Source organism: Salinibacter grassmerensis, assembly GCF_947077765.1.
Classification (GTDB): Bacteria; Bacteroidota; Rhodothermia; order Rhodothermales; family Salinibacteraceae; genus Salinibacter; species Salinibacter grassmerensis.
Genome location: NZ_CAMTTF010000003.1, coordinates 66614 through 92954 on the forward strand (window position 1 = coordinate 66614; position 26341 = coordinate 92954).

The 26341-nt window shown below is 59.9% G+C and carries 24 protein-coding genes; 11 read left to right on the top strand and 13 right to left on the bottom strand.

Going from position 1 to position 26341, the window contains the following annotated elements:
• Positions 1-7: 7 nt before the first annotated feature.
• The gene (gene pruA / locus OJB03_RS07565) at positions 8-1693 is read right to left on the bottom strand and encodes an L-glutamate gamma-semialdehyde dehydrogenase (protein WP_263786304.1); all 1686 of its coding nucleotides are present in this window, start codon (positions 1691-1693) and stop codon (positions 8-10) included.
• A gap of 178 nt (positions 1694-1871) precedes the next feature.
• Between pruA and OJB03_RS07570 the strand changes: the two genes are divergently transcribed.
• The 3 genes from OJB03_RS07570 (at position 1872) to OJB03_RS07580 (ending at position 4744) form a co-directional block, all read left to right on the top strand.
• Positions 1872-3122 carry an ABC transporter permease gene (locus OJB03_RS07570; RefSeq protein ID WP_263786305.1) on the top strand — a complete coding sequence of 417 codons (1251 nt, stop codon included), beginning with the start codon at positions 1872-1874 and terminating at the stop codon, positions 3120-3122.
• Between the two features lie 51 nt (positions 3123-3173).
• Positions 3174-3659 carry a redoxin domain-containing protein gene (locus OJB03_RS07575; protein ID WP_263786306.1) on the top strand — a complete coding sequence of 162 codons (486 nt, stop codon included), beginning with the start codon at positions 3174-3176 and terminating at the stop codon, positions 3657-3659.
• A gap of 242 nt (positions 3660-3901) precedes the next feature.
• A complete protein-coding gene (locus OJB03_RS07580; RefSeq protein ID WP_272507222.1) occupies positions 3902-4744 on the top strand; it encodes a nitrilase-related carbon-nitrogen hydrolase in 843 nt (280 codons plus the stop codon).
• On the opposite strand, the gene OJB03_RS07585 is transcribed toward OJB03_RS07580, so the two are convergent.
• The 3 genes from OJB03_RS07585 to thiD all read right to left on the bottom strand — a co-directional run bounded on the left by OJB03_RS07585 (position 4741) and on the right by thiD (position 7760).
• Positions 4741-5715 carry a phosphoribosylaminoimidazolesuccinocarboxamide synthase gene (locus tag OJB03_RS07585; protein WP_263786308.1) on the bottom strand — a complete coding sequence of 325 codons (975 nt, stop codon included), beginning with the start codon at positions 5713-5715 and terminating at the stop codon, positions 4741-4743. The two genes, OJB03_RS07580 and OJB03_RS07585, sit on opposite strands and share 4 nt — an antisense overlap.
• A gap of 112 nt (positions 5716-5827) precedes the next feature.
• Positions 5828-6871 carry a LacI family DNA-binding transcriptional regulator gene (locus OJB03_RS07590; protein WP_263786309.1) on the bottom strand — a complete coding sequence of 348 codons (1044 nt, stop codon included), beginning with the start codon at positions 6869-6871 and terminating at the stop codon, positions 5828-5830.
• 43 nt (positions 6872-6914) lie between these two features.
• Positions 6915-7760, bottom strand: coding sequence for a bifunctional hydroxymethylpyrimidine kinase/phosphomethylpyrimidine kinase (gene thiD / locus OJB03_RS07595; RefSeq protein WP_263786310.1), 846 nt, complete (start codon positions 7758-7760; stop codon positions 6915-6917).
• Between the two features lie 376 nt (positions 7761-8136).
• Here thiD and ribA point away from each other — a divergent pair, with 376 nt between their 5' ends.
• From ribA to OJB03_RS07615, 4 genes are read left to right on the top strand one after another with little or no spacing between them, the layout of a single operon-like run.
• Positions 8137-9504, top strand: a complete 1368-nt coding sequence (ribA, locus tag OJB03_RS07600) for a GTP cyclohydrolase II (protein WP_263786311.1) — start codon at positions 8137-8139, stop codon at positions 9502-9504.
• Positions 9505-9553: 49 nt separating this feature from the next.
• Positions 9554-10582 (top strand): zinc-dependent alcohol dehydrogenase, encoded by a 1029-nt coding sequence (locus tag OJB03_RS07605; RefSeq protein WP_263786312.1) that lies wholly within the window; start codon positions 9554-9556, stop codon positions 10580-10582.
• A 31-nt stretch (positions 10583-10613) separates the two neighbouring features.
• A complete protein-coding gene (locus OJB03_RS07610) occupies positions 10614-10985 on the top strand; it encodes a 6-pyruvoyl trahydropterin synthase family protein (protein WP_263786313.1) in 372 nt (123 codons plus the stop codon).
• A gap of 25 nt (positions 10986-11010) precedes the next feature.
• Positions 11011-11925, top strand: a complete 915-nt coding sequence (locus OJB03_RS07615) for a class I SAM-dependent methyltransferase (protein WP_263786314.1) — start codon at positions 11011-11013, stop codon at positions 11923-11925.
• A gap of 6 nt (positions 11926-11931) precedes the next feature.
• Here the strand turns inward: OJB03_RS07615 and OJB03_RS15760 are convergent, their stop codons facing one another.
• From OJB03_RS15760 to kynB, 5 genes are all read right to left on the bottom strand, one after another.
• Positions 11932-13017, bottom strand: coding sequence for a tyrosine-type recombinase/integrase (locus OJB03_RS15760; RefSeq protein WP_423816367.1), 1086 nt, complete (start codon positions 13015-13017; stop codon positions 11932-11934).
• 77 nt (positions 13018-13094) lie between these two features.
• On the bottom strand, positions 13095-13352 hold the full coding sequence (locus OJB03_RS07630) for a hypothetical protein (RefSeq protein WP_263786315.1): 258 nt from the start codon (positions 13350-13352) through the stop codon (positions 13095-13097).
• A 185-nt stretch (positions 13353-13537) separates the two neighbouring features.
• Positions 13538-14446: a tyrosine-type recombinase/integrase gene (locus tag OJB03_RS07635; RefSeq protein WP_263786316.1), complete on the bottom strand. Its 909-nt coding sequence runs from the start codon at positions 14444-14446 to the stop codon at positions 13538-13540.
• A gap of 135 nt (positions 14447-14581) precedes the next feature.
• On the bottom strand, positions 14582-15796 hold the full coding sequence (locus OJB03_RS07640) for a baeRF7 domain-containing protein (RefSeq protein WP_263786317.1): 1215 nt from the start codon (positions 15794-15796) through the stop codon (positions 14582-14584).
• 65 nt (positions 15797-15861) lie between these two features.
• A complete protein-coding gene (gene kynB, locus OJB03_RS07645) occupies positions 15862-16500 on the bottom strand; it encodes an arylformamidase (RefSeq protein WP_263786318.1) in 639 nt (212 codons plus the stop codon).
• A 442-nt stretch (positions 16501-16942) separates the two neighbouring features.
• On the opposite strand from kynB, the gene OJB03_RS07650 reads away from it, so the two are divergent.
• The 4 genes from OJB03_RS07650 to miaA all read left to right on the top strand — a co-directional run bounded on the left by OJB03_RS07650 (position 16943) and on the right by miaA (position 21465).
• Positions 16943-18475 carry a phytoene desaturase family protein gene (locus tag OJB03_RS07650; RefSeq protein ID WP_263786319.1) on the top strand — a complete coding sequence of 511 codons (1533 nt, stop codon included), beginning with the start codon at positions 16943-16945 and terminating at the stop codon, positions 18473-18475.
• 38 nt (positions 18476-18513) lie between these two features.
• Entirely contained in the window at positions 18514-19269 is a 756-nt protein-coding gene (locus OJB03_RS07655) for a lycopene cyclase domain-containing protein (protein WP_263786320.1), read from the top strand.
• Between the two features lie 225 nt (positions 19270-19494).
• Positions 19495-20322 (top strand): bacteriorhodopsin-like, encoded by an 828-nt coding sequence (locus OJB03_RS07660; RefSeq protein ID WP_263786321.1) that lies wholly within the window; start codon positions 19495-19497, stop codon positions 20320-20322.
• A 168-nt stretch (positions 20323-20490) separates the two neighbouring features.
• Positions 20491-21465 carry a tRNA (adenosine(37)-N6)-dimethylallyltransferase MiaA gene (miaA, locus tag OJB03_RS07665; RefSeq protein ID WP_263786322.1) on the top strand — a complete coding sequence of 325 codons (975 nt, stop codon included), beginning with the start codon at positions 20491-20493 and terminating at the stop codon, positions 21463-21465.
• Here the strand turns inward: miaA and OJB03_RS07670 are convergent.
• From OJB03_RS07670 to OJB03_RS07685, 4 genes are all read right to left on the bottom strand, one after another.
• Complete coding sequence (locus OJB03_RS07670) at positions 21435-22754, bottom strand: MptA/MptB family glycosyltransferase (protein ID WP_480919089.1); 1320 nt, start codon at positions 22752-22754, stop codon at positions 21435-21437. The two genes, miaA and OJB03_RS07670, sit on opposite strands and share 31 nt — an antisense overlap.
• A 160-nt stretch (positions 22755-22914) precedes the next feature.
• Positions 22915-23985, bottom strand: coding sequence for a M24 family metallopeptidase (locus tag OJB03_RS07675; protein WP_263786324.1), 1071 nt, complete (start codon positions 23983-23985; stop codon positions 22915-22917).
• 48 nt (positions 23986-24033) lie between these two features.
• The gene (gene guaB, locus OJB03_RS07680; RefSeq protein ID WP_263786325.1) at positions 24034-25554 is read right to left on the bottom strand and encodes an IMP dehydrogenase; all 1521 of its coding nucleotides are present in this window, start codon (positions 25552-25554) and stop codon (positions 24034-24036) included.
• 12 nt (positions 25555-25566) lie between these two features.
• Complete coding sequence (locus OJB03_RS07685) at positions 25567-26316, bottom strand: pseudouridine synthase (RefSeq protein WP_263786326.1); 750 nt, start codon at positions 26314-26316, stop codon at positions 25567-25569.
• Between the last annotated feature and the right edge of the window lie 25 nt (positions 26317-26341).

Below are 26341 nucleotides of genomic sequence, written 5' to 3' on the forward strand. Positions count from 1 at the left end.
CCCGTTCCTACGCGACCGCACCGTCCCCGGCTTCTCGAGGGGCTTCTGTCGTCTCCGCAGCGTCGGGTTGATTCCAGGCGTATCCGTAGTGGGTGGGCGGGTTCAGGTTCTCTTTGATGGCGCGAGGGGAGACCCATCGCATGAGGTTGGAGGCAGATCCGGCCTTGTCGTTGGTTCCCGACCGTCGAGCTCCACCGAAGGGTTGCTCCCCGACCACCGCGCCGGTCGGCTTGTCGTTGATGTAAAAGTTGCCGGCGGCCTGTTCGAGAACGTCACTCGCCAACTTGATGGCCGCACGATCGCGCGCGAAGATCGCGCCGGTGAGTCCGTACGGGGAGGTCTCATCCACCAGGGTGAGGGTAGAAGCAAATTCTTCGTCCGGATACACGTAGACCGTCGTCACGGGCCCGAAGATTTCCTCGCACATGGTCGTTTCTTTCGGGGCGTGAGCGCGGATGATCGTCGGCTCGATGAAGTACCCGGTTGAGTCGTCATAGTCTCCCCCGTAGATAACCTCGGCGTCGTCGGACTCACGGGCCTGCTCGATGTAGCCCACAATCTTGTCAAACGCCCGCTGGTCGATGACCGCATTCAGGAAGTTGGTAAAGTCTTCTGGCGGGCCGACGTTGACTTCGTCCAACTGGGTCGTGAGTTCGTGCCGAACATCCGGCCAGATCGACTCGGGCATGTAGAGCCGGGAGGCGGCGGAGCACTTCTGCCCCTGATATTCGAATGAGCCGCGCAAAATAGCAGTTGCCAGCTGCTCGACGTGGGCTGAAGGGTGCCCGACGATGAAGTCTTTGCCCCCCGTTTCCCCGACAATGGTCGGGTAGGTCCGGTACGTGTCCAGGTTGTCGCCAATCGTGGACCAGAGGTGGTCAAACGTCCCGACCGATCCCGTGAAGTGGAGGCCCGCAAAATGTTCAGACTGCAGTGCGGGTGTGCCCACTGCCGCGCCGTCGTCGGCCGGCAGCATGTTGATCACGCCGGGGGGAAGGCCTGCCTCCTCTAGGATCTTGTAGAAGAAAAACGCCGAGTACACGGATCGAGAGGCCGGCTTCCACAGCACCGTGTTGCCCATCAGGGCAGGGGCCGTCGGAAGATTGCCCTGGATGGCAGTGAAGTTGAAGGGCGTGACGGCGAGCACGAAGCCTTCGAGCGGCCGGTACTGCATCTGATTCCAGATGCCCTGCGAGTCATTCGGCTGGTCGCGGTAAATCTGTTCCGCGTAGTGGACATTAAACCGGAGGAAGTCGATGAGCTCGCAGGCCGCGTCGATCTCGGCCTGGTGGATGCTTTTCCCCTGTCCCAACATCGTCGCCGCGTTGAGGGTATCCCGGTAGGGCCCGGCAATCAGGTCGGCGGCGCGAAGGAAAATGGCAGCTCGATCCGAAAAGTCCATCGCGGCCCATTCGGCCTTCGCCTCCATGGCCGCGTTGATCGCGTCGTCGACGGCGTCGCCCCCAGACTGGTGCACCTCCCCAAGCACGTGCTGGTGATCATGAGGGGGAACGACCTCGGAGGTCGAGCCCGGATACACAGGGGTTCCCCCAATGAAGGCAGGGATTTCGATGGTCTGGTTTTTCAGTTCCCTGAGTCGCTCCTGAACGGACCGACGGTCTTCTGATCCGGGTGCATAGGAGCGAACCGGTTCGTTCTCTGGGGAGGGCGCTTCGGGATATGCGTTCTTCATGGGAGAGGGGTAAGAGCAATGGACTGTTCGAGAAACGTAATCTATGCCTGAAATACGGGAGGGAGACTGTTCATGTTCGTCCCCGGTGGGGCTGGATCTTCTTTCCGGCAATCCTGTAGCGGAAACGGATTTGAACTGCTACTTCGCGTCTGCTCCCCACACCGGTTCATTCTGGTTCGTGCCCGTTCGCTTTGAGCGCTTTATGTCCCTCCGGTACCTCTGGGGGGCTGAGGGACGAGAAGAGGGGCGGAGCTTTCTGCGATTTATTATTTATGTGGCTGTCGGGGGGGTCACGCTGGGGGTGGCCGCGCTCCTCCTTGCCCTCGCAATCGTTCGTGGGTTCAGCGAAGAGATTGAAGAGAAAATCGTGGGGTTCGGAGCGCACATTCAGGTATCCAGCTACGTCCAGGACGAGCCGCTGGACCAAGGTGAGTCGCTTCGGAGCCAGCTTCGTCAGATGAAGGGCATCTCTGCGGTCTCTCCGGTGGTTGAACAGCCGGTGCTGCTCCGCCGCTCGGAGGATGCAATCGATGGGGTGGTGCTACTGGGAATGGACCGGCTTCCCTCGTACCTGGAGCGACGGGTTGAGGTCGGGGATTTTGACGTTGACGCCGAGGGGGGAGACGAGCCAGGCCTCGTCGTGGGACGGGAGATGGCCACCCGACTCGGCCTATCGGTTGGGGACCGTGTAACCGCGTTTTCCCTGCAGCAGGGGGAGAGTGGTATGTCAATGAGGGAACAGCGCCCCCGCGTCAAGCAGTTTCGGATCCGCGGCATTTACGACACGTCGCTGCAAGACATCGACGATGTATATGTCTTCAGCAATACCTCTGTCGCCCGGCGCCTGGGAAACGTGACCGCTCCGTCCGTCAGCCGGTTTAACGTTACAGTGACCGACCCATCCCGCATTGATTCGCTGGCGGCGCAGATTGAGAACCGGTTCGGCTTTCCGGTGTCCGCTCGCACTATTTATCAGCAATACGCAGGGCTCTTCGCCTGGGTTGACCTGCAACAGAGCATCATCCCGCTTGTGATTGGGGTCATTGTCATCGTTGCCGCCTTCAACATCGTTGGGACGCTCTTGATGCTGATCCTCGAAAAAACCCGTGAGATTGGCATTCTCAAAGGCCTAGGCACCTCGGGCCGCACGCTGAAGCGACTCTTCCTTGTTTTGGGCCTCTTAATTGGCACCGTCGGGACGAGTCTCGGAACGGTCCTGGCGCTCACCTTCGCGCTTCTGCAACAGCACTTCGGATTGATCTCGCTCCCCGCCGAGGCATACTACATGACTACAGCGCCGATTGGTCTGAACCCACTCGACTTTCTGGTGGTGGCGGTCGTGACCATCTTCCTATGCGGGGCGGCTGCCTACATCCCTGCACGAGTGGCCGCACGGGTTGAACCCGTGAAGGCCATCCGCTTCGAATAAACAGACGCACCCAGCTTTACTCGACTCTTCTTCAACGATCCGATCCTCCACATGAGCACGACTCACCCGCTTTCCAAGGGAGACCGCGCCCCGAACTTTACGCTCTACACGGACGAGGCACAGCCGTGGGAACTGTCCGATCATCTCGATCAGCCCGTCGTCCTTCTGTTCTTCCCCGGCGCGTTCACCAGTGTGTGCACGACGGAGTTGAATGCCGTAAACAATGACCTCGGCTCATTCGACCCGGCACACGTCGTTGGCATCTCGACGGACTCTCCGGCCGTTCTTTCGGAGTTCCGATCCACGCAGCAGTTTGACTTTCCTCTCCTTAGCGACCACGACGCGGAAGTCTGTGCAGAGTACGGGGCGAAGTACGATCAGAATTTCACCGATATGGAACTGGACCGCGTCGCCAAACGGTCGGCCTTTATTGTTGACGAGGCAGGCACGATCCAGTACGCCGAAATCCTTGATGATGCGGGTCAGCACCCGGACTTCGATGCCCTGAAGGAGACCGTTCAGCGATTACATGAGTAGGGCACCGGCTGGAGACCTTAACGTCTGTTATTGCATGACGCCATGTGCGAACAACAGTGCCAACAGGCCTTGATCTCACCCAGTTGGACCACTACACTAAAAGACATCCACTCTTCCTTCACTGCTCATGAGGGAACTGGAGAGACGGTGTCCTCTGTGGCCTGCGCCGTTGAAATGGGCTGGAGGGTCCAGGGCGCAGGCCCGTTGAGGCATCGGTCCGTATGTCCCTGTCCTAGTGTCTAGTGCCCGTGAGAGCTGCCTATCTCCAATTTGCCCCGGCGTATCTTGAGGTGGATCAGAACCTTGCCGCGGTCGAGTCGCTACTTCGTTCCGTGGAAGCAGATCTGATTGTTCTGCCCGAGTTGTTTACGTCCGGGTACTTCTTTCAGTCAAAAGACGATTTGGAAAAGGTTGCCGAGCCGATCCCGAACGGGCAGTCCGTGGCTGCGCTGCGGTCTTGGGCCGACGCGCTCGGGGCAACGCTCGTGGCGGGGCTGGCGGAGCGGGACGGAGACAATTTTTACAACAGCGCGGTGATTGTTCGGCCCGACGGTCGGGTAGACACGTACCGCAAGGTTCACCTCTTCTACGAGGAGACGACCCTGTTCGAGCCCGGGGACCTGGGCTTTCGGGTCTTTGAGGTGGACTCCTCAGCGGGGACATCGTACCGTCTCGGGGTCATGGTCTGCTTCGACTGGTATTTTCCCGAGGCAGCCCGCACGCTTGCTCTCAGAGGGGCAGACGTGATTGCACATCCCTCGAACCTGGTCCTTCCACACTGTCCCGATTCCATGCCGGTTCGGGCCCGTGAGAACCACGTGTTCACCATTACGGCCAACCGGCACGGACGAGAAGAAAAGGAGGGGGAGTCCCTCCGCTTTATTGGGATGAGCGAAGTGTGTGGCCCCTCGGGCACCATTTTGACGCGGGCCGAAGAGTCGGCGAACGTGGTGGGGATTGTTGAGGTTGATCCACACGAGGCCCGGGACCGTGGCATCAATGCCCACAACGACGTGCTTGGGGACCGTCGCCCCGATACGTACGCCACAGATCCGATGGGGGCGACGGTAACGCCGAGCGGTTAGTGTGACCCTTGAACGACGTAATCCCCAAGAGCCGAATGAATGCGGTCTTTGGGGGCGGAATGGGTGTCTGGCTCGAAGGTCTGGCCCGTGACCTTCTCAAACAGTTCCACGTAGCGCCTTGTCACCTTTGCCCGGAATGCATCCGGGAGGGTGGGCATCTCGTCGTCGGCCCGGCCCTGGAACTCATGATCCATGAGCCATTCCCGGACGAATTCCTTTGAGAGTTGTCTCTGCGGACGGCCTTCAGCGAGCCGGTCCTCGTAGCCATCTGCGTAGTAGTACCGGGAGGAGTCGGGCGTGTGCACTTCATCGATTAGCGCGAGATCTCCGTCGGGCGTGCGTCCGAACTCGTACTTCGTGTCGACAAGAAGGAGGCCCTGCTCCGTGGCCATCTCGTGTCCGCGTCGGTACAACGCAAGGGCCCACTCTGCGAGCTGGTCGTAGGTTGCCGGATCAAGGCCGGTGTCCGAGAGCGCCTCTTCTCGGGTCACGTCCTGGTCATGGCCCTCCTCGGCCTTGGTAGTGGGGGTAAGGATTGGTTCGGGCAGCCGCTCGCTCTCGCGCAGTCCATCCGGCAAGCTCTGCCCGCAAAGGGTCCGCGTACCCCGGTCGTATTCTCGCCAGGCGTGTCCGGCCAGGTACCCCCGAACAACAAACTCGATGGGGATGGGAGTGCACTCTTTCGCGACAGTTACGTTGGGGTCCGGAACGGAGAGGACGTGGTTGGGGACAAGGTCCTTCGTGGCCTCGAAAAAGTAGGCAGCCGTCTGATTCAAGATTTGCCCCTTGAATGGAATGGTCTGAGGGAGGATGTGATCAAAGGCAGAGATCCGGTCGGTCGTGACCAGAATGCGCCGATCCCCCTGCTGGTAGTTGTCGCGGACCTTTCCGTGGTAGGTCTCTCCGAGGTCGTCAAAATCGGTCCGTTCGATCGTATGGTCTAACTGGTCTTCGATGAGTTGGTCGTCCATGGGGTGCTCCGCCACAGTTAAAGAGTGAGATGTAGGTGAGAGAAGGACTGCTCGTGTCCCGCCGCGAGATTCGCGCCGGTGTGTCGACGAGACATATTTTCAGAGGAGGAAGCTAGCTGGGACGCTGGCTCGATTTCCGAACGTGGAGTTCCGGCTCTACCAAGCGGGAGGTGTACTGCTCAGGACCTCGTTTTTCCAATCGGTCCAGGAGAAGATCGGTGCCCTCGTTCCCGACATTGTGCATGTTTTGGGCGACGCTACTCAGCCCGATGAACCGGCTTACCTTGATGTCGTCGTACCCGACAAAGGCAAAGTCGTCGGGCACTTCAAACCCTTCTTCCCGGAGTGCCTGCCATGCGCCGATTGCCTGGACATCGCTGCTGGCAAAGGCGGCCTCGACGGGTTCGTCGAGGGCCAGGAGATCCTGCATCGCCTCGTAGCCGGATTCCTCGCTGAACCCGTCGTGCTTGCTGGTGTGACCGTGCACCACAAGGTCTGAATTGAACTCGATCCCCGCGTTTTCCAGTGCCTGGCGGTACCCAGCGATCCGTTCGTTGCGGACATAGGTATCGTGGGGGGTCGTGATGGCGCCGATCCGGGTGTACTCCTGGTCGATGAGGTGGTTGACCGCAAGCTCGGCACCGGGCTGTTCCTCCCAGTAGAAGGAATCAAAGCCGTCCAATTCAGCCCCGACGAGCACCACCGGGCCTCCGAGCATCCGCAACTCGTCGGCGAGTTCCTCGTCCGGCGTGACGCCCACAAGCAAGAGCCCATCCATGGCCCCGCCCTCGAGGAAGCTCCGCAGGGAGTGCTTGGGGGCTTCCCATTCCAGGTCGCAGAGCAGCAGGTCCACGTCCTCCTCGTCGAGCCGATCACGCACCCCCTTCAGAAGCTCATTGTGAAAGGGCGTCGTGAAGGTGGGAAGCGCCACGGCGATTGTTCGCGTGGAGCGTTGGGCAAGAGACTTCGCAGTCCGGTTTGGGCGGAACTGAAGCTCCTGAATGGCCCGCATCACCTTATCGCGGGTCTGCTCGGCCACATCCTCCGAATCGTTTAGCACTCGCGAGACGGTTGAGATGGCCACGCCAGCATGATCGGCGACATCGTAGATTGTGGCCTTCGACTGACTCGGATCGTCCTTTGCGTCCTTGGGCATGAGAGTGGTACCGTGTTTGAAAGGGAGGAGGGGCCGAGGGGAGTTAGTCTTGTACCTCAGCCATCGTTGGTTCCTCTTCTAGGGTCTTAAAAAAGGTGGCGTCTGGGTTGTCCCCTTCGTCCTGCTGGCGAGCCCGGAGGGCTTCGGAGACGCGGCCCTTGGCCTTCTGCAACGCTGGTTCTAACTCCATGCCGGCCTGGAGGTTGTGGAGAAACGGTAGCAAAAGCCCGCTTGATGCTCCGTGGTGAGACTCAAGGTTGTCAAGATATGGGGCCTCAAAGAGGGCAAAGTCGTCCCCGTCGAAGAATAGGTCTAGCGCGTAGTCTGGGGCAGACCCTTCCTGTTCGTAGAAGTGCGTAGGAAGCTTTCCACAACGAATCAGAACGTGTTCGGCTCCTTGCTGGGCGATTCGCTGGGCAGCTACCTGAGCATCATCTAGACTGGGAATTTCCATGCCGGCAACCAGGGCGGCATCTGTACGCCGGATCGTCACCAAGTCTGGTTCACTGAGGCGTTCGACGATCGCCTCTAGTCCTTCCTGTTCTACGACGTCCTCGCCACTGGGACCGCTCACCGTGAGGTCGTAGACGACCGGTCCCTCTAGAGAATGAAGATGGTCGAAGACCCGGTCTACTGTTGGAGTGGCGCCGATAATGCCTACCTTGGCACTGGTCGGATTTCGGGTTTCGAATAGGTGCTCCAGCTGTGCGGACACTGTGTCCGTCGGGACGTCGAGCACGTCAGTAACTACGCCGTCCCCGGCGACGACATGTGAGGTGCAAACCGGATACGCGGTACCAGAAAGTGCCTGCGCGGCAAGGAGATCGGCGCTCAGGCCACGAGTAATACTGGGGTACGAAGCCCCAACGACAATTGGGTGGAAGCGCATGGACGGTTCTGTATGTCTGAAGGCGCAATTACAAACCACGTCTACACTCAAAAGGGCTTTTCTCTACCATCGGCAACCCCGAACGTTTGGGATGCACTCCCTGAAACCCCCGAGGCCGTCGAGTAAAACCATGCCTTCGATCATAATTCACGCCCTCCTTGAGCTGTTCGTCAGGTTTTGTTATTGCAATTGGAGATAAATTTTGAAATCGGCAGCAGGGCCCACCTTGCCCCGTAACAGTCTCTCCAAAACCGTGCGTCGCGGAACCGGTTGATCTAGAGTCGAATTCCAATGACCCTTCCGAACAGAGGCTTGCTGGTTCACGCAAGCCGAAAGCAATTCCCCTCACTCCTGTCTCGGTTCACCCACTCCCGATATGGAAATACCTTCCGTCGATCGGTTGACGAGTGCCCGCATTCCCACTGTAGATGGTGAGTTTTCGCTCTCCCTATACGAAAACAGTAAGGACGACAAAGATCACTTGGCACTCGCGTGCGGGGACGTAGAGAATGGCGAGGACGTTCTAGTGCGCGTACACTCTGAATGCTTCACCGGAGACGTTCTTGGGTCCCTGCGCTGCGACTGTGGGGAGCAGCTTGACGCATCGATGCGACGGATTGCGAAGAACGGCCAAGGGATCCTTATCTACCTCCGCCAGGAGGGACGTGGAATTGGCCTCCTCAGCAAGCTTCGCGCCTACAATCTCCAGGACGATGGGTACGACACCGTCGAGGCGAACCGAATCCTTGGGCACGGGGCCGATGAGCGTGACTACGCCATCGCTGCGCGAATCCTTGATGACCTGGGAGTGTCGTCCACTCAGATCTTGACCAACAACCCGCAGAAGATCGAGAGCCTCGCGGAACATGGGGTTGAAATCACAGAACGGATTTCGCTTGAGCCCCATGTGAACCGGCACAATGCGGAGTATCTCCGGACGAAGGTGAACCGGATGCGTCACATCTTGGACCTGGGGCCCGCGAACGGGCACGCCCAAGGCAACGCCCACGGGACTTCTCTTCGTGACTTGAAGCAACGGATTGATCGGCACTTCGCAGAGGAGGGTCAGCCGTTCGTGACGGTGACGTACGCGCAGAGCCTGGACGGATCGATCGCTTCCGAGTCGGGCACACCACTTCCCATCAGCAGTGAACAGGCCCTTCAGTTCACACACCAGCTCCGTGCGCTTCACGACGGCATTCTTGTCGGTATCGGAACCGTGCTCTCCGATGACCCGCGCCTCACTGTTCGGCGGAACGACGGGACACATCCGGTTCCGATCGTGCTGGATTCGTCGCTTCGCTTCCCGCTCGATGCGCAGCTTCTTACGGGTGACGGCCCGGATCCGCTTATTGTGACGAGTCCCGAGGCCGACGCGGACCGCAAAGAGCGACTTGAGGCGCGCGGGGGCACCGTCATTGAACTGTCCTGTGGACCCGAGGGGGGGATCTGCGTCAAAACGCTTCTACGCACCCTTGGCGACCGAGACTTTTCCAGTGTGATGGTGGAAGGGGGGACGAGCATTCTCACCTCTTTCCTGCGGCGTCGGTGTGCTCAGCGCGTGATTGTGACCATGGCCCCGATGTTTGTGGGCGGAACGCCGGCCCTCTCGTCTCTCTCCCCCGAAGACCAGGACACACACGCTCGGTCTGACTTTCCCCGGCTGGACAACATCCAGCAGCGGTGGTATGGAGAGGATTTGGTTTTGGAGGGCGACCCTGTGTGGCCCGTCGCATCTGAATGAACGGTCTTCCCCGACGCTTTCCCAACGCAGTTAGGAAGAGATCCAGTCCATGGCAGATGCGACCCGCCAGCGGGTTCAGTTCACAGCACCGGGGGAGGTTGAGGTCGTGACTGAGTCCGTTCCGGATCCTGCGCCCGACGAGGTGGTCGTGCGTACGAAGTGCTCGGCCGTGAGTCCCGGCACCGAGCGGCTTGTGTACGAGGGACACGTTCCGGAAGACCTCGCGGCCGATACCACGATTGAGGCGTTCGAGGGTGCCGATTTTTCCTACCCGATTTCTTACGGATATGCCTGCGTCGGGAAGGTCGAGACTGTAGGCAGCGATGTCGACAGCGAGTGGGAGGGATGTACTGTCTTTTCGTTCCAGCCCCACGTGTCGCGGTTCGTAACGTCCCCAGACACCCTCATCCGCGTGCCTGACTCTGTGTCCGTCGCGGACGCTGCACTGATCCCGTCCGTGGAGACGGCCGTGAATTTAGTCATGGATGGGCGGCCCATGGTCGGGGAGCAGGTTATCGTGCTCGGTCAGGGCGTCGTGGGACTGCTCACCACCCAGCTATTGTCTCGGCATCCGCTCGGTGCACTCTGGGCCGTCGAGCCGTCGGCTCCGCGACGGGCCCTATCGGCATCGTTGGGGGCGACGGCCGTGGCGTCTTCGTCGGAGCTGGAGCTGGATCCGCAGACCGACACCCCCAGCTCGGACGCCTCGCGTGCCGACCTGATGTTTGAGCTGACGGGGCAGCCATCCGTGCTGAACGATGCGGTTCAGGGTACGGCATTTAGCGGGCGCATCGTGGTGGGGTCCTGGTACGGCACCAAAACGGCCCCCCTTGACCTCGGGCGTCACTTCCACCGTTCCCGGATACAGATCATTTCCAGTCAAGTTAGCACCATCGCTCCGTCGCTCCGGGGCCGATGGACAAAAGACCGACGCATGTCCGTGGTGCTCGACCTGTTGCCCACCCTTACTCCGAGCGACCTCATTTCACAGGCGTTTTCCCTCGACGAGGCCCCTGCAGCATACGAGCAGCTCTCGACTGATCCCTCGATGCTCCAGCCCGTATTCGAGTACGACTAAACCGTTTTCTCCTCACTCCTACGGCATTGCCATGTACGAACTGATGGTTCGCCGCGACTTCGTGGCGCAGCACTATCTCACCGTCCCCAACTGTGGCCCCGAAAACGAGTGGCATTCGCACCACTTTGACGTTGAGGTCGCGCTGGAGGGAGGCACCCTCAACGAACACGGATACCTTGTCGACATCGTGGAGGTGGAAGAGGTCCTTGAGTCTCTCGTGGACCGGTATGAAGACGCCACCCTGAACGACCTGCCCGAGTTCGAGGGACTGAACCCGAGCATCGAGCATTTTTCCCGCATTTTCTGTACGGCACTGACGGAGCAACTGGACACGACACAACTGGAGACCGTCACCGTGAAAATCTGGGAGGACGATACTGCGTGGGCCTCTTACACGGCGTAACCTTTTCCACCTACCACTTCTGTCTGTGACTGCTCCGGACGCGTACCGCCTGTCCCGGTATCTGAAGGCGAAGAAATCCATTGACGGCCGTGCCCTCAATCGTCGAGTATGGTCCCGTTTCATAGAGGAGCTTGACGGTGCCTCGTCGCTTCACATTTTGGAGGTCGGGGCCGGCGTCGGGGCCACTGTGGAGCGCATCGTCAATGCCCTGGACGTGCACACCGAACAGACGCTGCGGTATACGCTCGTAGACCGGAATCCGGCGGTGCTTGAGACAGCGTCGTCTGAACTGCGGACGTGGGCGGAGCAGCACGGATTCGAGGTTTCTGGCCGCTCTCCACAGGTCTGGTCGGCGGACGGCGAATCCGTTGTTCTCGAGCTGGTGACGGCGGACCTATTTGACTTCGCCGAGGCGCACGACGGAGACCGGTTCGACGCAATTGTCGGGCAGGCCCTGTTCGACCTGCTGAGAATCACCGACGCGATTCAGACGCTGCGGCCGCTGCTCCACGAGGGCGGCCTGTGGTATCTGCCAATCCATTTCGATGGCGTGACGGCCTTCGAGCCCCCGCACGACTCTGGCCTGGACAGACGCGTTGAAACCCTGTACCACGAGAGCATGACGACCGATCAAGACGACGGCCGAGCGGGGGACCAGTCGGGGCGTCGCCTCTTGACGCACCTCCAGGATGCAGGAGCATCCCTTTTGGAGGTCGGAGGGTCGGACTGGATTATCTGGCCTCAAGACGGGGAGTACCCGGCGGATGAGGCGTACTTCCTCCACCACATTCTGCATTTCATCGAGAACGAGCTCCGCGGGCACCCGGCACTCGACGATGACGCGTTTGCGAACTGGCTGTCAGACCGCCGCCGGCAGGTTGAAGACGGACAGCTGACGTATATCGCCCACCAACTGGATGTGCTTGCCCGGAAAGGGTAGACATCGCTACCCGTTGAAGTCCGGCGCTTCGTCCACGTAGTAGGAGGAGGACTTGCCCGGCTGGGCGTGGAGATACGTCTTCGTCGTCTCGATGCTCTCGTGGCCCAGCGTGTCGCGGACGAGCTCCAGATCGGCTCCCTTCTGCAGCGCGTGAGACGCGTGGGCGTGTCGGAACCAGTGGGGGGACACCTCAGAGGTCATGATTGCCTCTCCGTCCTCGTCGCGCTTCACGGCGCCACTCGGCCCCGTCTTCTCGGTGAGCTTGACGCCGGCCCGCACGGCTGCCTTCTTCACGATTCGCCAGATTTGGGATCGCGAGAGGCACCCGCCTTTCTGTGATCGGAAGACGGGATCGTCCGTGGCTCCGTAGCCCTCAGATTTCTCGTTTTCGCGCAGACGAATGATTAGGCTCCACACCTTGTTGTACAAGGTGACGGCGCGGGTCTTACCGCCCTTTCCGAAGAATGTGACCTGTCCGCCCGGCCGTGCGTCCGGCCCGTTCAGGTCCGGTCGGTCCTTCAGGTCGCGCCAGCGTAGGTCCTCGACGTCCGAGATGCGCCCGCCGGAGGCGTAGAACAGGCGGAGCAGCACGTGATTGCGCAGGTCGCGCTCGTCGCGCAGGAGGGCCCACAGGTCCGCCTCCGACAAAATCCGCTCGGCGCGGTCGTTTCGGACGGATGGCGTGGAGAGGGCGGCCCCGACGTTGTGGGCGAAGTACCGGAGCTTCGTTCCAAACGTGAAGAGACTCTTGACGGCCGACAACTTTCGCTTCTGCGAGGACCGGGCGTATCCGTCTTCTTTGAGGCGCTCACGGTACTCCTGCAGGTGGCCGAGCGTCACGTACCGGAGAGGAAGGTCTACAAACTCGACGAATTGTTCGAGGTCGCGGGCGTATCCTTCCTGAGTCCGGGCGCTTTTCTCGGCGAGCCAGCGCTGCACGAGCACCTCGTCGGACTCAATCGAGCACTGGGCATCGGACGGGGCATTGTACGGACGATTCTCGTTGCCTCGCTGAGAGACATTTTGAAGCGAATCCTCCGCGTCAGTGTCCTGCGTGAGTTGAGGGTCTGAGTTCTGTCTCGAATCGGACATGTTGCAGGCGATGGTTCACGAGGATAGAGGCAGGAAGAAGGATCGGACGCTCACGTCCGAGAGGCGCCGGCCCGTGTCTAGATCCAGATGATTGACCCCAGGCAGAAGCATCCGCCGAGCACGGTCAACATGAGACCGGAGATCAGGTCCGGCACGTGGGTCATCAAAACGCTGTCTTCGCTGGTCCTCGAGTCTCCAGTGAGTCCCTTTCTCAATAGGTCGACTCCGAAGAAGAGCCAAACTCCACCGATGGTGTTCATACACAAGAAGACAACTGGATGCTCCACGAATTCATCACCGCCGACTTGGCTGTCTGAGGCCATCGGAGAGGTCATTACGCCGAACAATGTAGGAGGGCGCAGTCGCTTTTGCACATGGGCCGTTCAGTGATCTGCATTGACCACATCAGCAACTCGTGCAATGCACAGCAGCAACATAGACCGATGGCCGCAAAAACGCAACATAACGCTTATTATGTACCGTTATTACAGAGGAGCACTTTGAGACCTGTACGCGGTCCCTAGCCGTCTTTGAGCACCCCCGACACGTCCATCTCAATGTACGCCGCCGCGCTGTCTTGGAGCGTGCCCCCGGCGGTGTCCGTGTCGTGAACCTGAGCTGCCGCGGCCGAATTCCCGAACCGTCCGTGAGCCTGAATCTGCGCGAGCGACGCACCGCCATCGGCCGCGAGACGTAGCCCGGTGCGGCGCAACGCGTCGATCGTGAGCGGGCCGGCCCCAGCGGACTCTCCGGCTCGCCGGACGATCGTGTACAGCGCGTCTGCCGATAGAGGCTCCCCGTGGTTTCGGTTGCTTGCTGACCGCCACAGCGGTCCTGCGGTCACCCCGAACTGGGCTTTCACCTTGTCGACTATATCGACCACCTGATCGGGAATGCGAACGTATTCGGCTCCCGCGTCCGCGTTGCCCACCTCGAGAATCCAATGTCGGCCCAGGGGCCGGATGTCTTCGACCTCAATTCCCGCGACCTCGCTCCGTCGCAGGGCCAAATGGACGATTATGAGGATAATCGCCTGATCTCGAAGTCCAGCCTCTTCGGACGCGCCGGCCGCCTCCAGTACGTCACGCACCTCCAGCTTTGTCAGCACACGCTCGGATGAGGACGCGTTCTCTGGAGGCATCGGCTCTACGTCGGGATGACGGGCGGGGTTGCGGTCGTGGACGTTTTCCGTCATCGCCCAATCGAAAAACGAGCGGAGTGCTGCGAGACGCCGCCGTTGAGTGCCTGCTGCGAGGTTGAGGTCACGCATTGTTCGGACGAGCGCGCGGATGTCCTCGTGCGTGACTGCCTGCACGAGGTCGGCCTCTACGTCTTGCTTCTCCGAAAAGAACGTACGCAGGTCCGTCCGATACGCTCGGCGGGTTTGGTATGAGGAGAGGCTGTCTAAGAATGAGTCGAGAAGATCCATGTGAACGACCTGTACCTACGATAAAACATTTCACAACGCACACATCAGACAACGATAACAAAATTTATCATGTACAAACGCCAGCACGGCCCTGATGAAGCAAGAGCCGTACTGGAGAATCTAGTCCGCAGGACTTTATCCGGTCTCGGTCGCCGTGACGTCTGCCTCGTATCGGAAGATGGCCGCGACACTACGGCCGCCCGGCATTTCATCGGGAGACAAAACGTGCACCGAGGCCCCACTCAAATAAGATTTGAGGGCAGCGTAGTTCAGAAGGTCTCCGTCCCCGGGCTCTTGCGATTCGTGCACCCTGACCGTGTTGCTATCGGGATCAAACCGTCCCCATCGATACTGACCTTGCGGAACGAAGAGCGTGTCCACACGGCCGTACGCGCAGGCAGGGACAATTTCGTGAAAGTCGTCGGAGGCAAGGTCCGCGTGTTCGTGGTACAGGTCCTCAAAGCGGTCGAGCTTCTGTTTCTGTACGGTCTGTAGGACCGACTCGACCACCGACCACGCTTCACGGTGTAGCTCTTTCAGCTCCAGCTGCTCTGGGTTTCCCGCGATGATATTGTCGTCCACGAGGTGCGGAAAGTTGTTCACGCTCTTGTAGAGCGGGAGGTACTCGGACACCCCAGCCAGGACCAGCGGGGCCTCCTCGCCTCCAATAAAGTCCGTCACGCTCTCGTCGATGCGTCGGAAGAATCGCTTGAGCTGGTCCTTAGGCTCACGGCTCTGGTCTTCGGAGGATCCGTGCCCGTGTTGCATCTGGCTGGCCTCCCCCCCATCCGGCGAAGACGGTGCTGCTTGTGTGTGCGATTGAAGTCCTTGCTCGGGGGGCTCCTCGTACTGCTGGACGGCCGTTACGATGTCGGAGGGAATCTCGGCGGCCTCCACCTCACTGATGGCCTGATGCGTCCCCTGATAGAGCCGGACGTCGTTTTGGCTCAGCGCAAGCAGGTAGTAGCGGCTGTTGGACGCGATCAGGGGAAAAAGGGGTTTTAAGTGAAAGCGATCCTCAACGATGGCCACCTCCTCGAACGGGAGCGGAAGGCGGTAGAACTCGGACGTATCGGTGGTCAAGAACACCGCGAGCCCCTCGCTCAGCTCGCGCCAAAACCCAGGCCGGTCGAGCAGTTGGCGAGCCTCTCCCAGAATATCGTCAATATCGGATTCTCGGTATTCCTGCTCACGGAGCTGATCCCGGACGTCCCGGAGGAGGTTTTTAAACCGGGTTGTGTTTTGGGACCAGTCGGACCGAAACCGATGCGTTGGCATGTAGATCGAAATGCAAAGATCATCGTCCAACTGGGCAAGGCGTTTCAGCTCATCGCGGTTAAAAAGGTCCATGAGCGCAAACAGGAATGATGAGGAGTAGACGAGGGAGTTGGGACGGTGCAGGGACGCGCCCTGGGCTACCGGGCAGGTTCTTCCCGCAGCACAGCACGGACGGGGGCCGCATCGCCCTCCATAATTTTGAGCGGCAGTGCAATCAACTCGTAGCGTCCTGGCGGCACGTCTGCTAGGACGAGCCCTTCGAGATTTACGATGCCAGTGTCCAGCAACGCACGGTGAGCAGAAAGGTCTGTGCTGTCGAGCGGATCAACAGACGGTGCGTCCGTCCCCACCAGCACGGTACCGACGTCTGAGAGAGCATGAATCGTGTCCGGATGAATTGGAACCACGGCGTCGGGCCACTCGTCGGCCGCAGAGACACTGTCGGAGGTTTTGAACAGAACCCGCTCCACTCCCGTCTCGTCAAACTGCCTGACATGCTCTGGACGTATCGACGAGGCGTCCTCTTCCACCTCAACGACCTGTGCCGGCCCGATAAAAGCGTTTAGCGGCAGGTCATCGGTCGTGTCGCCGTGATTATCGACGTGAAGAGGGGCGTCGACGTGAGTCCCCGTGTGTGTGCTCAGATGGATGGAGCCCAGATTAACGGATGCCCCGTCTTGATCGAGACGAACGGTCCAGTCCCACTCGACCGCCTGATCACCAGGCCACACGGCCGTTGCCGGAGAGATGCGTTGGGAAATGTCGATGGGGGCCATTCGGCGGAGAGGACTTACGCAGATTCTCGTTCGGGGAGGTCAGGGGTCCGAACTGGCCCATCGTGCTGTGGGCGGCGGTCCCCCGAGAATGAGGGCGGCGGCGGCGCTGGGTGCCATCGCGGCCCACCCGGAGGCCCTCCCGACGAGCCCGAATCATCGCTCCAAATGAAGTGCCACAGGAGCGTCCCGAGGATGATCGGGCCGAAGGCAACGAAGAAACTAAGAACCTGGTAGATCCAGTTCATGGCCGGCGAGCAGAGGTATATGGACTGGGGCCGTGAGCGAACGCCAATCGTCACGTGGTACAGAAACTTCACTACGCCTTAATGGTCACGCACAAACGACACAACGGTTTCGGAAACTATCCGCCCGCACCGTGAAAATGACGTGCCTGGGCGTTTTCTTATAGTACTGTTTCATTCCCCGTAGTACATCTACTTTTATGCCCACCGACTACGACCTAATCACCATTGGGGCAGGACACAATGGACTGATCACGAGCGCCTACGTAGCGCAGGCTGGCTACCGCGTCGCGGTGTTCGAAGAACGAGAGATGGTAGGAGGGGCGGTGTCCACCAAGGAGCTTTTTCCAGGGTACCAGATTGACCTCGGAGGGAGTGCCCATATCCTCATCCGGCAAACCCCCATCGTTGAGGAGCTCGAACTCGAGCAGTACGGCCTCACGTACATCGAGCTCGACCCAATGTTTGTTGCGCCGTTTCCCGACGGCGACGTGATCTATTTCTATCGAGATCTGGATCGCACCGTCGATCACCTTGAACGACTCTTTCCCGGTGAGGGCAAAGCGTACCGCAAATTCGTGACGGATTGGATCGGGTTTGCCCGCACCATGCGGGACATCTTTCTTACCTCCCCCAGTCCCTTACAGCTCGGGAAGAAATTCATCAGTGGGGCAAGCTCTCCCCTGTCCTGGCAGGAGGAGTTGCGTCACATCCTGCGCCCGTATCAGGAGGTTCTTGGCTCCTACTTTGAGGAAGAGAAGCTGCAAACGGCGATCGCCTGGATGGCGGCCCAATCGGGCCCCCCTCCAACCGATCCCCTAACCGGGCCCTTTGCGCTGTGGCACCCGCTGTACCACGAAGGAGGTGTGGCACGCCCTGAAGGGGGGTCTGGCGAGCTCACCCAGGCACTCAAGCGTCACATCGAGGCCCACGGGGGCGACATTTACACCGATGCGCCCGTCGAAAAAATCCTGGTCAACCACGAGAACGCAGAGGGCATTCGGGTCAACGGGACCTCCTACACCAGCCGGGCCGTGTGCTCGGCCACTCACGCAAAAGAAACGTTCGATCACCTCCTCCCTGCCCGGCATCGCCCGGACGAAGCCGATGGGCTTCGAATTGGAAATGGATTCGGGGCGATGATGCGTCTGGCGCTCGACGAGCCCGTGTCCTACGAGGCAACCTCAGACGACCAGAAGGCGCGAACGGGGCTACAGCTGCTCTGTCGTGACATGACGCAGCTTCGAGGCGCCTACGGGGATCATCTGGCCGGCCGGCCGGCGCAGGACCCTCCTCTGATCGCGATGACATTCTCCGCGGCAGATGATACACTTGCTCCTCCAGGGGGAGAGGTGCTTTGGCTCTGGGGGCAGTACTTTCCCTATGAGTTGGCCAACGGGCACGAATGGCCGGACATTGCTGAAGGGGTCGCGGACACATTGCTCACGCAATTCGAGCAGTACGCACCCGGGACGCGAGAGTCGATTGTCGGTCAGTTGTTTCAGCATCCAGAGTGGCTAGAGAAGCATCTGGGGCTGTACCGGGGAAACGTGATGCACCTTGAGATGAGCATTGACCAAATGTTTTCGGCGCGCCCTCTATTCGGGTCTTCGAACTATCAGGGGCCTGTAGACGATCTTTTCCTGACGGGTGCGAGTACACATCCGGGTGGGGGAATCATGGGAGCGTCCGGGCGCAATGCCGCGCGTGTCGTGCTGAAGAACGTAGCGTGAGTGATCATCCGCTCCAGATCAGATATCAATACCGCTGAATGAGCTACCTTTCGTTCCATCTGGTCTTCCTGGTGCCTCCGATCCTCCTAATGGTGGCGTTCCACCGGCGTCCGAGACAGATGGAGAACGACCTGCGAGTCGACTTAGCGATTCCAATTGTCTGCCTGATCGCGTTCACCTACACGACCCCCTGGGACAACTACCTCGTTGCCCAGGAGGTGTGGTGGTATGGCGCCAACCGGGTGGTAGGGACCATCGGGTATGTGCCCATTGAGGAATACATGTTCTTCGTGCTACAACCGATCCTAACTGGGCTTTTTCTCTACCAGTACCTGTACCGGGTCTCGCCGACGACGAGCACGTACTCCTCGACGGCATCTTGGGGCGGAGCAGCAATTTTCGGCGGAATTACCGGGCTCGGGGCGTTCTTACTCATGGACGGCCGCCCGTCAACGCTCTATCTCGCCCTCATCCTGGTGTGGGCTCCACCCATCCTGGCGGGCATGTGGCTCTACGATGGAGAAACGCTTTGGGCCTTCCGCGGCAGTGTATTTACCACGACGGCTCTTCCGACGGCCTACCTTTGGGTGGCGGATGCGGTGGCGATCCACTCTAAGATTTGGACGATCTCGCCGGAGTTCACGATTGGCGCTTCGGTACTCGGATTGCCCCTGGAGGAAGCATTGTTTTTCCTGTTCACGAACCTCCTAGTCGTGCAGGGAATCCTCCTACTTTTGTATGGGTCGCACAGGGCGGTCACCCCCCAACAAGAACCACGCATTTCTTCATCCTGACACGTAACTTCTCCCTCACAATTTGCGGGCCGGCTATCTGTGATTTCATTGGAAGTCGCGGAGGATGACGCTTATCGTTTGACTAGTGGTTCCCAGTTTTTCACTCGCTAACAGGAGCATTCGCGGTACCGCTTCCGTCAGCAAAATAGCTGGGATGACTCCGGGCGCCTCTGCAAGGCGTTCGGGCTCACTCACACTATCACCCAATCAACCGAGACATACCTTATGCTACAAGAACTTCCTGCACTGACGCCGGGCCAGTATAGCCTGGTGTTCAACATGTTCTCTTTCACCGTTGCGACCATGACGGCGTCCTTCGTGTTCTTCGTCCTGGCTCGCAAGAACCTGGCGCCGAAGTATCGGATCTCGATGATGGTTTCGGCCCTAGTGGTGTTCATTGCCGGGTACCACTACTTCCGAATCACAAGTAGCTGGGAGGCCGCCTACACCCTAAACGCCGCGGCTGGCATGTACGAACCCACCGGTGAGCTCTTCAATGACGCCTACCGTTACGTAGACTGGCTCCTCACGGTGCCGCTGCTGGTCGTTGAGCTGGTGCTCGTCATGGGCCTGCCCAAGAACGAGCGTGGCCCGCTGGCTGCGAAGCTTGGCTTTGCCGCGGCGCTGATGATCGCGCTGGGCTACCCCGGAGAGGTAAGCGAGAATGCGGCTCTCTTCGGTACCCGTGGTCTCTGGGGCTTCCTCAGCACCCTTCCCTTCGTTTACATCCTGTACGTACTGTTCACTCAGTTGGGAGACACAATCCAGCGACAGAGCAGCCGCGTGTCGACACTTCTCGGCAACGCCCGGCTTCTGCTTCTGGCTACTTGGGGCTTCTACCCAATTGCGTACATGATTCCGATGGCATTTCCTGAGGCGTTCCCGAGCAACACGCCGGGAACCATCGTGGCCCTTCAGGTCGGATACACAATCGCAGATGTCCTTGCGAAGGCCGGATACGGTGTGATTATCTACAACATCGCCAAGGCCAAGTCCGAGGAGGAAGGCTTCAACGTGAACGAAATGGTGGAGCCGGCCACGGCCAGTGCGTAACGCACTAGTCCTCCCCTTCTGTTGAAGGGACCGGAATACTCGCCCGCCGTCGGAAAACTCCGACGGCGGGTTTTTTATGTGGATGCCCTGCGCCAGCTCCGAAAACATCTCCGAGGATCAGTAATTGGGGGAGTCCTTCCGTTGCTTGTAGACTCAACTAACAACGAAATGGAGACACTGCCCGAGCCCGATGCATCCGACCCTATTCTCGCCATTACGGGCCCCACGGCCGTCGGCAAGACGGAGCTGAGTCTCGACGTCGCCGATCGGCTCGACGCCGAGATTATCTCTGTTGACAGCCGACAGGTGTACGAGGAGTTGACAGTCGGCACCGCAAAGCCGTCTTCGGATGCGCGCCGCCGCGTGCCGCACCACTTCATTGGGGAGCGATCTCTTCACGAGCCCTTTTCGGCCGGGGCGTACGCGGAAGCGGCCAACGACCGCATTCAGGAGATTCTTGCGCGGGGCCGCCGCCCACTCGTCGTGGGGGGAGCGACGCTGTATCTGCATGCCCTCCAGTACGGGCTGGCAGACATACCGGACGTAGACGATGAGGTCCGTGAGCAGCTGAAGCAACGGCTGGAGACTGAGGGCCAGGACGCCCTCTATGAGGAGCTTGAACAGGTAGACCCCAAGCAGGCCGCCGAGACCGACCCGACGAAGACTCAGAAGGTCATTCGAGCCCTTGAGGTGTACCACGGCACCGGAAAGACACTCTCCTACTACTATGAAAACCAACCGGAACCGCCGTTTGGCTACGTCACCGTCGTCCTCAATCGAGACCGGGAAAAACTCTACGATCGCATCAACCGGCGCGTCGATCAGATGCTCGACGCGGGTCTTCTGGAAGAGGTTCGTGACGTTATGGACATTGACGGCGTACAGCTGGACGAACCACCGCTGAGCACGATTGGCTACCGGGAGCCCATCCAACACCTCAAAGGCGACATCGACTACGACGAGATGGTGCGTCTCGTCAAACGCAACACGCGGCGGTACGCCAAACGGCAGCTCACGTGGTTTCGGCGGTACGATGAGTACCACTGGCGAGCCGCGCCCGAAACCAGTGCAGAGGACCTAATCGCAGCACTGGAAGACGCATTAGGAGATAGTCACTCCGCAGCGGAGGACTTCATGCGGTAGCTCTCCGACATGTCCTGCCGAATATCCGGAGTGCAGACCCGGACGAGGAATACCAGTGCAGCGCCGCCCCACCCCATCCAGATCCAGACCCAGTACGGTCCGTCCACGTAGAAGAGGTATGTCCCGATCGAGCAGACGCCCAGCCACAGCCAGTGCCACGTTGGCCGTGGTCCCACCACCCCGAGCGCGATGACGGGCAATAGGTACCACGGATGAACGGTCGTGCTGAAGACAAACAGTGTGCCGATGAGTACAAGGCACGCGCGCCGAAAAGACCACTTATGCCACGCATCCAGCCCGTACAGGACAGGAAGCGATGCGAGGAAAAAGCCTCGGAAGACTGGACCAATCGTCTTACTCCAGTCCGCCCCGGTCCAGGCCCAAAGGGCATGCTTGATCGCATAATACGGCCCCGCATTAAACTCAAATAGCTCTGCAAACAAGTCGACCGACGCTTTGATGTGGGGCAGAGCATACGGGGCCGCGTACGGAAGGCTGACGCCCACCACGAGCAGTGCTCCTGGCCAGACGGCCCGCCATCCAAATCGGCGAAGCAAGAACGGGCCCAGCGCGAACGGATAGATCTTAACGAGCCCCGCCCCTGCAATGGCCAATGACGCACACACCCCACACTGGCGGCGAACCGCCCATACTGCCGTCAAGAGCAGGAGCACCACGAGGGCTTCGGTGTGGCCCTGGCCGGCCGTCTCGATAAGTACCAGGGGGTTCCACGCGTAGAGCAGAACATTTCGAGCGGTCGTCAAGCGGGCGAGGACAAGGACCCCCCCAAACTCAACCCCAGCGAATAGGGCCTTCAGCACATAGTACGATGTCGTCCAGTTCCCGTCGTAGAACAGTCCCCCGAGGGCAAAGAGAAGCTGCGAAAGCGGAGGATAGACGCTGTAGTACTCCTGGGAGTTGAGGTTCTCATAGAGCGTCGTGTCCTGGAAAGGAGCAAGGGCCGGATCTGACGGGACAAACCGGTACGGATTGATTCCCTCCCACTGAAGCCATCCATCCCAGACGTAGCGGAAGAGGTCATCGGTCAACCCTGGCCCGACCGGCAAATAAGCGATTCGGAGGAGCAGTGCTCCCCATAACACGGCCCGCACCGATAGGGTATCACGACGCCAAAGGAGCAACAGCCCCGTGCTTCCCAAGAACGATGCCCCGACCAACACGGGCCACGTGGGACGAAATGAGGCCCAAAGCGGCCCTGACAACAGCACGACTCCGGTGCACAGCAAGAGCGCCTGGGTAGAAAAACGGAACTGACGACTACCCGGCATAGGGGTTGAGGGAAATCACAAACCGGAGAGAAGCCCCCGCACGTTTAATTAGTGAGCCTCTTACCGCTGGCTGTTACGTGGGGTACACTGCGCAGATTTGGCCTCTTTGTACCCATTAACTTATTTGCACACTGCAATAACAGTGTCAAAATGCAGCCCTTCACAAGGTAAATAGCTCTTTCGGGCTATGCGTCAGGTTCTCGCACCCTTCTTCTCGAAGGACAACGATGTCCTCAATTCGCACGCCGTATTGCTCTTCCGGAAGGTATACTCCGGGCTCGATCGTTACACAAGCACCTGCCGGCAACACCTCATCTGCCGTGTGCGAGACACGGGGCCACTCGTGTACCTCAAGCCCGAGACCATGACCCAGCCCATGAGTGAAGTGCTTCGCCAGTCCGACCGCCTCAAGAGACTCTCGGGCCACAGCATCCAGCTCCTTGCCGGTCATGCCGGCTCGCGCGGCATCGAGCGCCGCGTGCTGAGCGTCCAACACCGCGTCATAGCCTCGCCGGGCCGCATCATCCGGTTCGCCCAAAGCGACCGTTCTCGTCATGTCGGACGCATACCCGTCTCGGAAACATCCCATGTCGATGACGACCATGTCGCCCTTCTGTACAGGGCGGCTTGTGGGACGGGCATGGGGGCGTGCGCCATTGGGACCCGAGGCAACGATGGGGTCAAATGCCATTGATTCCGCCCCCTTCTTCAGATGGCGATACACAATTTCCGCCCCAATCTCCCGTTCCGTCATCCCCGGTTCGACGAGGTCTATAATCTCTCGGAATACGGTTTCGGTAATCGATTGCGCCGCGGATATTTGGGAGACCTCGTCTTCAGTTTTGGGCCCAATGAGCCGGTTTAGTAGGTTTGTCTTCGGAAGCCACTCTACATCCTCATGCTCTTCCGCGAGGGCATCGCGACGAGCGACGCTGACGTGATCGGCCTGAAAGGCCACGCGCGAAAACGGCTTCAGAAGGCCCTCTTCCTTCACGCGCTCCGAGAGCCCGTTCTGGGCCACGTGGACATCGGCCCCTTCCACCTCCGACCGGGCCTGGTCTGTGTAGCGCCCATCCGTTATGAAGGAGGCCGATTCGGGACCGACAATCAACAGGCCACTGGATCCCGTGAAGCCACAGGCCCATCGGATGTTTGGCATTGCGGTGAGAAAGACGGCGTCGGCCTGAAGGTCGTCGAGGCGACCTCGAACACGAGAAATACGATCGGACATACAGAAGGTAGCGGTACAAGCAACCGGGAGACGCGGAGGACCAATGCCCTACTCCTTGGAGGATCCGGAGTAGTAGTTGGGAGATTCCTTCGTGATCTCCACGTCGTGCGGATGGCTTTCTCGCAGCCCCGCGGCGGTGGTACGGACGAACTGGGCCGACTCGTAGAGCTCCTGGACCTCGTCGCAGCCACAGTATCCCATCGCGGCCTGAAGCCCGCCCTTCATCTGGTGGATCACCTCACTCAAGGTTCCACTGTACGGCACGCGTCCTTCTATGCCCTCCGGCACCAGTTTACGGAGCTCGTCCTCGGCGTCCTGGAAGTATCGGTCTTTGCTTCCGTCCTGCATGGCCTCCACCGAGCCCATGCCGCGGTAGCTTTTGTACTTTCGCCCCTCGTAAATAATCGTCTCACCGGGACTCTCTTCAACACTCGCAAAGAGGCTTCCGATCATGACCGCACTGGCGCCGGCCGCCAGCGCCTTGGGGATGTCCCCGGTTTGCTTGATGCCACCGTCGGCGATGACGGGAACGCCATCGGGACGTGCCTCCTCGGCACACTCCATGATGGCGGTGAGCTGCGGCACCCCAACCCCAGCCACCACGCGGGTCGTGCAGATTGACCCGGGGCCGATGCCAACCTTCACACAATCCACCCCGGCATCGATGAGCGCGCGGGCCCCGTCGGCCGTGCCCACATTGCCGGCCACAATTTCGACCTCGCTCCCAAACCGTGCAGACACCTGCCGGACCGTTTCCAAGACGCCCTCGGCGTGGCCGTGCGCGGTGTCGACGACCACGAAGTCGACCCCGACCTCTACGAGGGCTGCCACCCGGTCCATGACGTCGGACGTCACCCCTACGGCCGCCCCAACCCGCAACCGGCCGTGCTCGTCCTTGCAGGCATTCGGATGCTTGCGGCGCTTGCGAATGTCTTTGAAGGTGATGAGGCCCTTCAGGTAGCCCTCATCATCCACGACCGGGAGCTTTTCAACTTTGTGCGCCTGTAGGATCTCGATCGCCTCATCCAGGGTCGTTCCCACGGGCACCGTCACCAGATCGTCAACGGTCATCATTTCCCGAATGGGCGTGTCGCCGTCGAGCTCGAACCGGACGTCCCGGTTCGTCACGATGCCCACGAGTTTGTCCGACTCGTCCACGACCGGGATGCCCCCGATGGAGTAGTGCGCCATCATGCTGCGGGCATCGGCCACCGTGTCGTGGGGCGAAATCGTGATCGGGTCGAGGATCATCCCATTCTCCGACCGCTTCACGCGCCGCACCTCGGCGGCCTGGTCCTCAATGGACATGCTTTTGTGAAGCACCCCGGCGCCCCCCTGGCGGGCCAGCGCAATGGCCATGTCCGCCTCCGTGACCGTATCCATGGCCGCGGACAGGACCGGAACGTTGAGCTTAATGTTTTGGGTCAGCCAGGCGGAGGTATCTGTCTCGCGTGGCATGACCTCGGAATGGCCCGGCACGAGCAGAACATCGTCGTAGGTCAGACCTTCCGTCTTTATTTTGTCGCTGGTTGCGGTGTCGGGGGTGCCGTTCGTTACCGGTTGGGACATCGGGAAAGAAGATTATTGAAGATCAACACGTTGGTAGAGCTCGCGGACTTCCTCCGGCTCTAGCCGGCGCCACTCGCCACGTTGAAGAGGACCGGTGGTGAGCGTGGCGTACTTTGCCCGCTCCAGCTGCACGATGTCGTGCCCGAGCGCCTCCATCATACGACGGATTTGGCGGTTGCGGCCTTCGTGCAGTTCGAGGGCAATGTCGGTTTTGCGCTGCGGATCGAGGTATGCGACTTGATCGGCCGCCGCGTCCCCGTCGGAAAGCTCCACGCCTCGCTTCAACTGATCGAGCTGATGGGGCTTTACCTGATCCTGCAGCCGCACATAGTAGATCTTGGGAATCTCGTACCGAGGATGCATGAGGCGATGGGCAAGGTCCCCATCGTTGCTCACCAGAAGCACCCCAGTGGTGTTGCGGTCCAGCCGCCCCACGGGAAACAGGCCAGATGGATTGTCGTCCGGAACGCCGATTACATCGAGAACCGTCTGTCGATTTTTCGGGTCGTCGGTGGTGCTTATTGTGTCCTTCGGCTTGTTCACGAGGAGGTACTCAAACTCGAGAGGGTAGACCTCCTCCCCATCTACCATCACGGTCTGCCCCTCCTGCACCCGGGTGCCGTGCTGGTCCACCCGTTCTCCGTCAATTTGGACCCGACCCTGTTCGACCAGATCGTCTGCGTCCCGACGCGAACATACACCTGCATGCGCAATGTATTTGTTGATCCGCATGCCTTCTCGGTCGGAGGAATCCGTGGCCATAACGTAGGGACTCGTTCATATTAGG

Coding starts and splice junctions, on each gene's coding strand:
- OJB03_RS07640 (WP_263786317.1), bottom strand. CDS start 15,796: ATGGACCTTTTTAACCGCGATGAGCTGAAACGCCTTGCCCAGTTGGAC.
- thiD (WP_263786310.1), bottom strand. CDS start 7,760: ATGCGCTTCCACCCAATTGTCGTTGGGGCTTCGTACCCCAGTATTACT.
- guaB (WP_263786325.1), bottom strand. CDS start 25,554: ATGTCCCAACCGGTAACGAACGGCACCCCCGACACCGCAACCAGCGAC.
- miaA (WP_263786322.1), top strand. CDS start 20,491: ATGGAGACACTGCCCGAGCCCGATGCATCCGACCCTATTCTCGCCATT.
- OJB03_RS07590 (WP_263786309.1), bottom strand. CDS start 6,871: ATGCCCAAGGACGCAAAGGACGATCCGAGTCAGTCGAAGGCCACAATC.
- OJB03_RS07585 (WP_263786308.1), bottom strand. CDS start 5,715: ATGGACGACCAACTCATCGAAGACCAGTTAGACCATACGATCGAACGG.
- OJB03_RS07575 (WP_263786306.1), top strand. CDS start 3,174: ATGAGCACGACTCACCCGCTTTCCAAGGGAGACCGCGCCCCGAACTTT.
- OJB03_RS07650 (WP_263786319.1), top strand. CDS start 16,943: ATGCCCACCGACTACGACCTAATCACCATTGGGGCAGGACACAATGGA.
- OJB03_RS07655 (WP_263786320.1), top strand. CDS start 18,514: ATGAGCTACCTTTCGTTCCATCTGGTCTTCCTGGTGCCTCCGATCCTC.
- OJB03_RS07630 (WP_263786315.1), bottom strand. CDS start 13,352: ATGACCTCTCCGATGGCCTCAGACAGCCAAGTCGGCGGTGATGAATTC.
- OJB03_RS07610 (WP_263786313.1), top strand. CDS start 10,614: ATGTACGAACTGATGGTTCGCCGCGACTTCGTGGCGCAGCACTATCTC.
- OJB03_RS07675 (WP_263786324.1), bottom strand. CDS start 23,985: ATGTCCGATCGTATTTCTCGTGTTCGAGGTCGCCTCGACGACCTTCAG.
- OJB03_RS07685 (WP_263786326.1), bottom strand. CDS start 26,316: ATGGCCACGGATTCCTCCGACCGAGAAGGCATGCGGATCAACAAATAC.
- kynB (WP_263786318.1), bottom strand. CDS start 16,500: ATGGCCCCCATCGACATTTCCCAACGCATCTCTCCGGCAACGGCCGTG.
- pruA (WP_263786304.1), bottom strand. CDS start 1,693: ATGAAGAACGCATATCCCGAAGCGCCCTCCCCAGAGAACGAACCGGTT.
- OJB03_RS07660 (WP_263786321.1), top strand. CDS start 19,495: ATGCTACAAGAACTTCCTGCACTGACGCCGGGCCAGTATAGCCTGGTG.
- OJB03_RS15760 (WP_423816367.1), bottom strand. CDS start 13,017: ATGTCCGATTCGAGACAGAACTCAGACCCTCAACTCACGCAGGACACT.
- OJB03_RS07670 (WP_480919089.1), bottom strand. CDS start 22,754: ATGCCGGGTAGTCGTCAGTTCCGTTTTTCTACCCAGGCGCTCTTGCTG.
- ribA (WP_263786311.1), top strand. CDS start 8,137: ATGGAAATACCTTCCGTCGATCGGTTGACGAGTGCCCGCATTCCCACT.
- OJB03_RS07635 (WP_263786316.1), bottom strand. CDS start 14,446: ATGGATCTTCTCGACTCATTCTTAGACAGCCTCTCCTCATACCAAACC.
- OJB03_RS07605 (WP_263786312.1), top strand. CDS start 9,554: ATGGCAGATGCGACCCGCCAGCGGGTTCAGTTCACAGCACCGGGGGAG.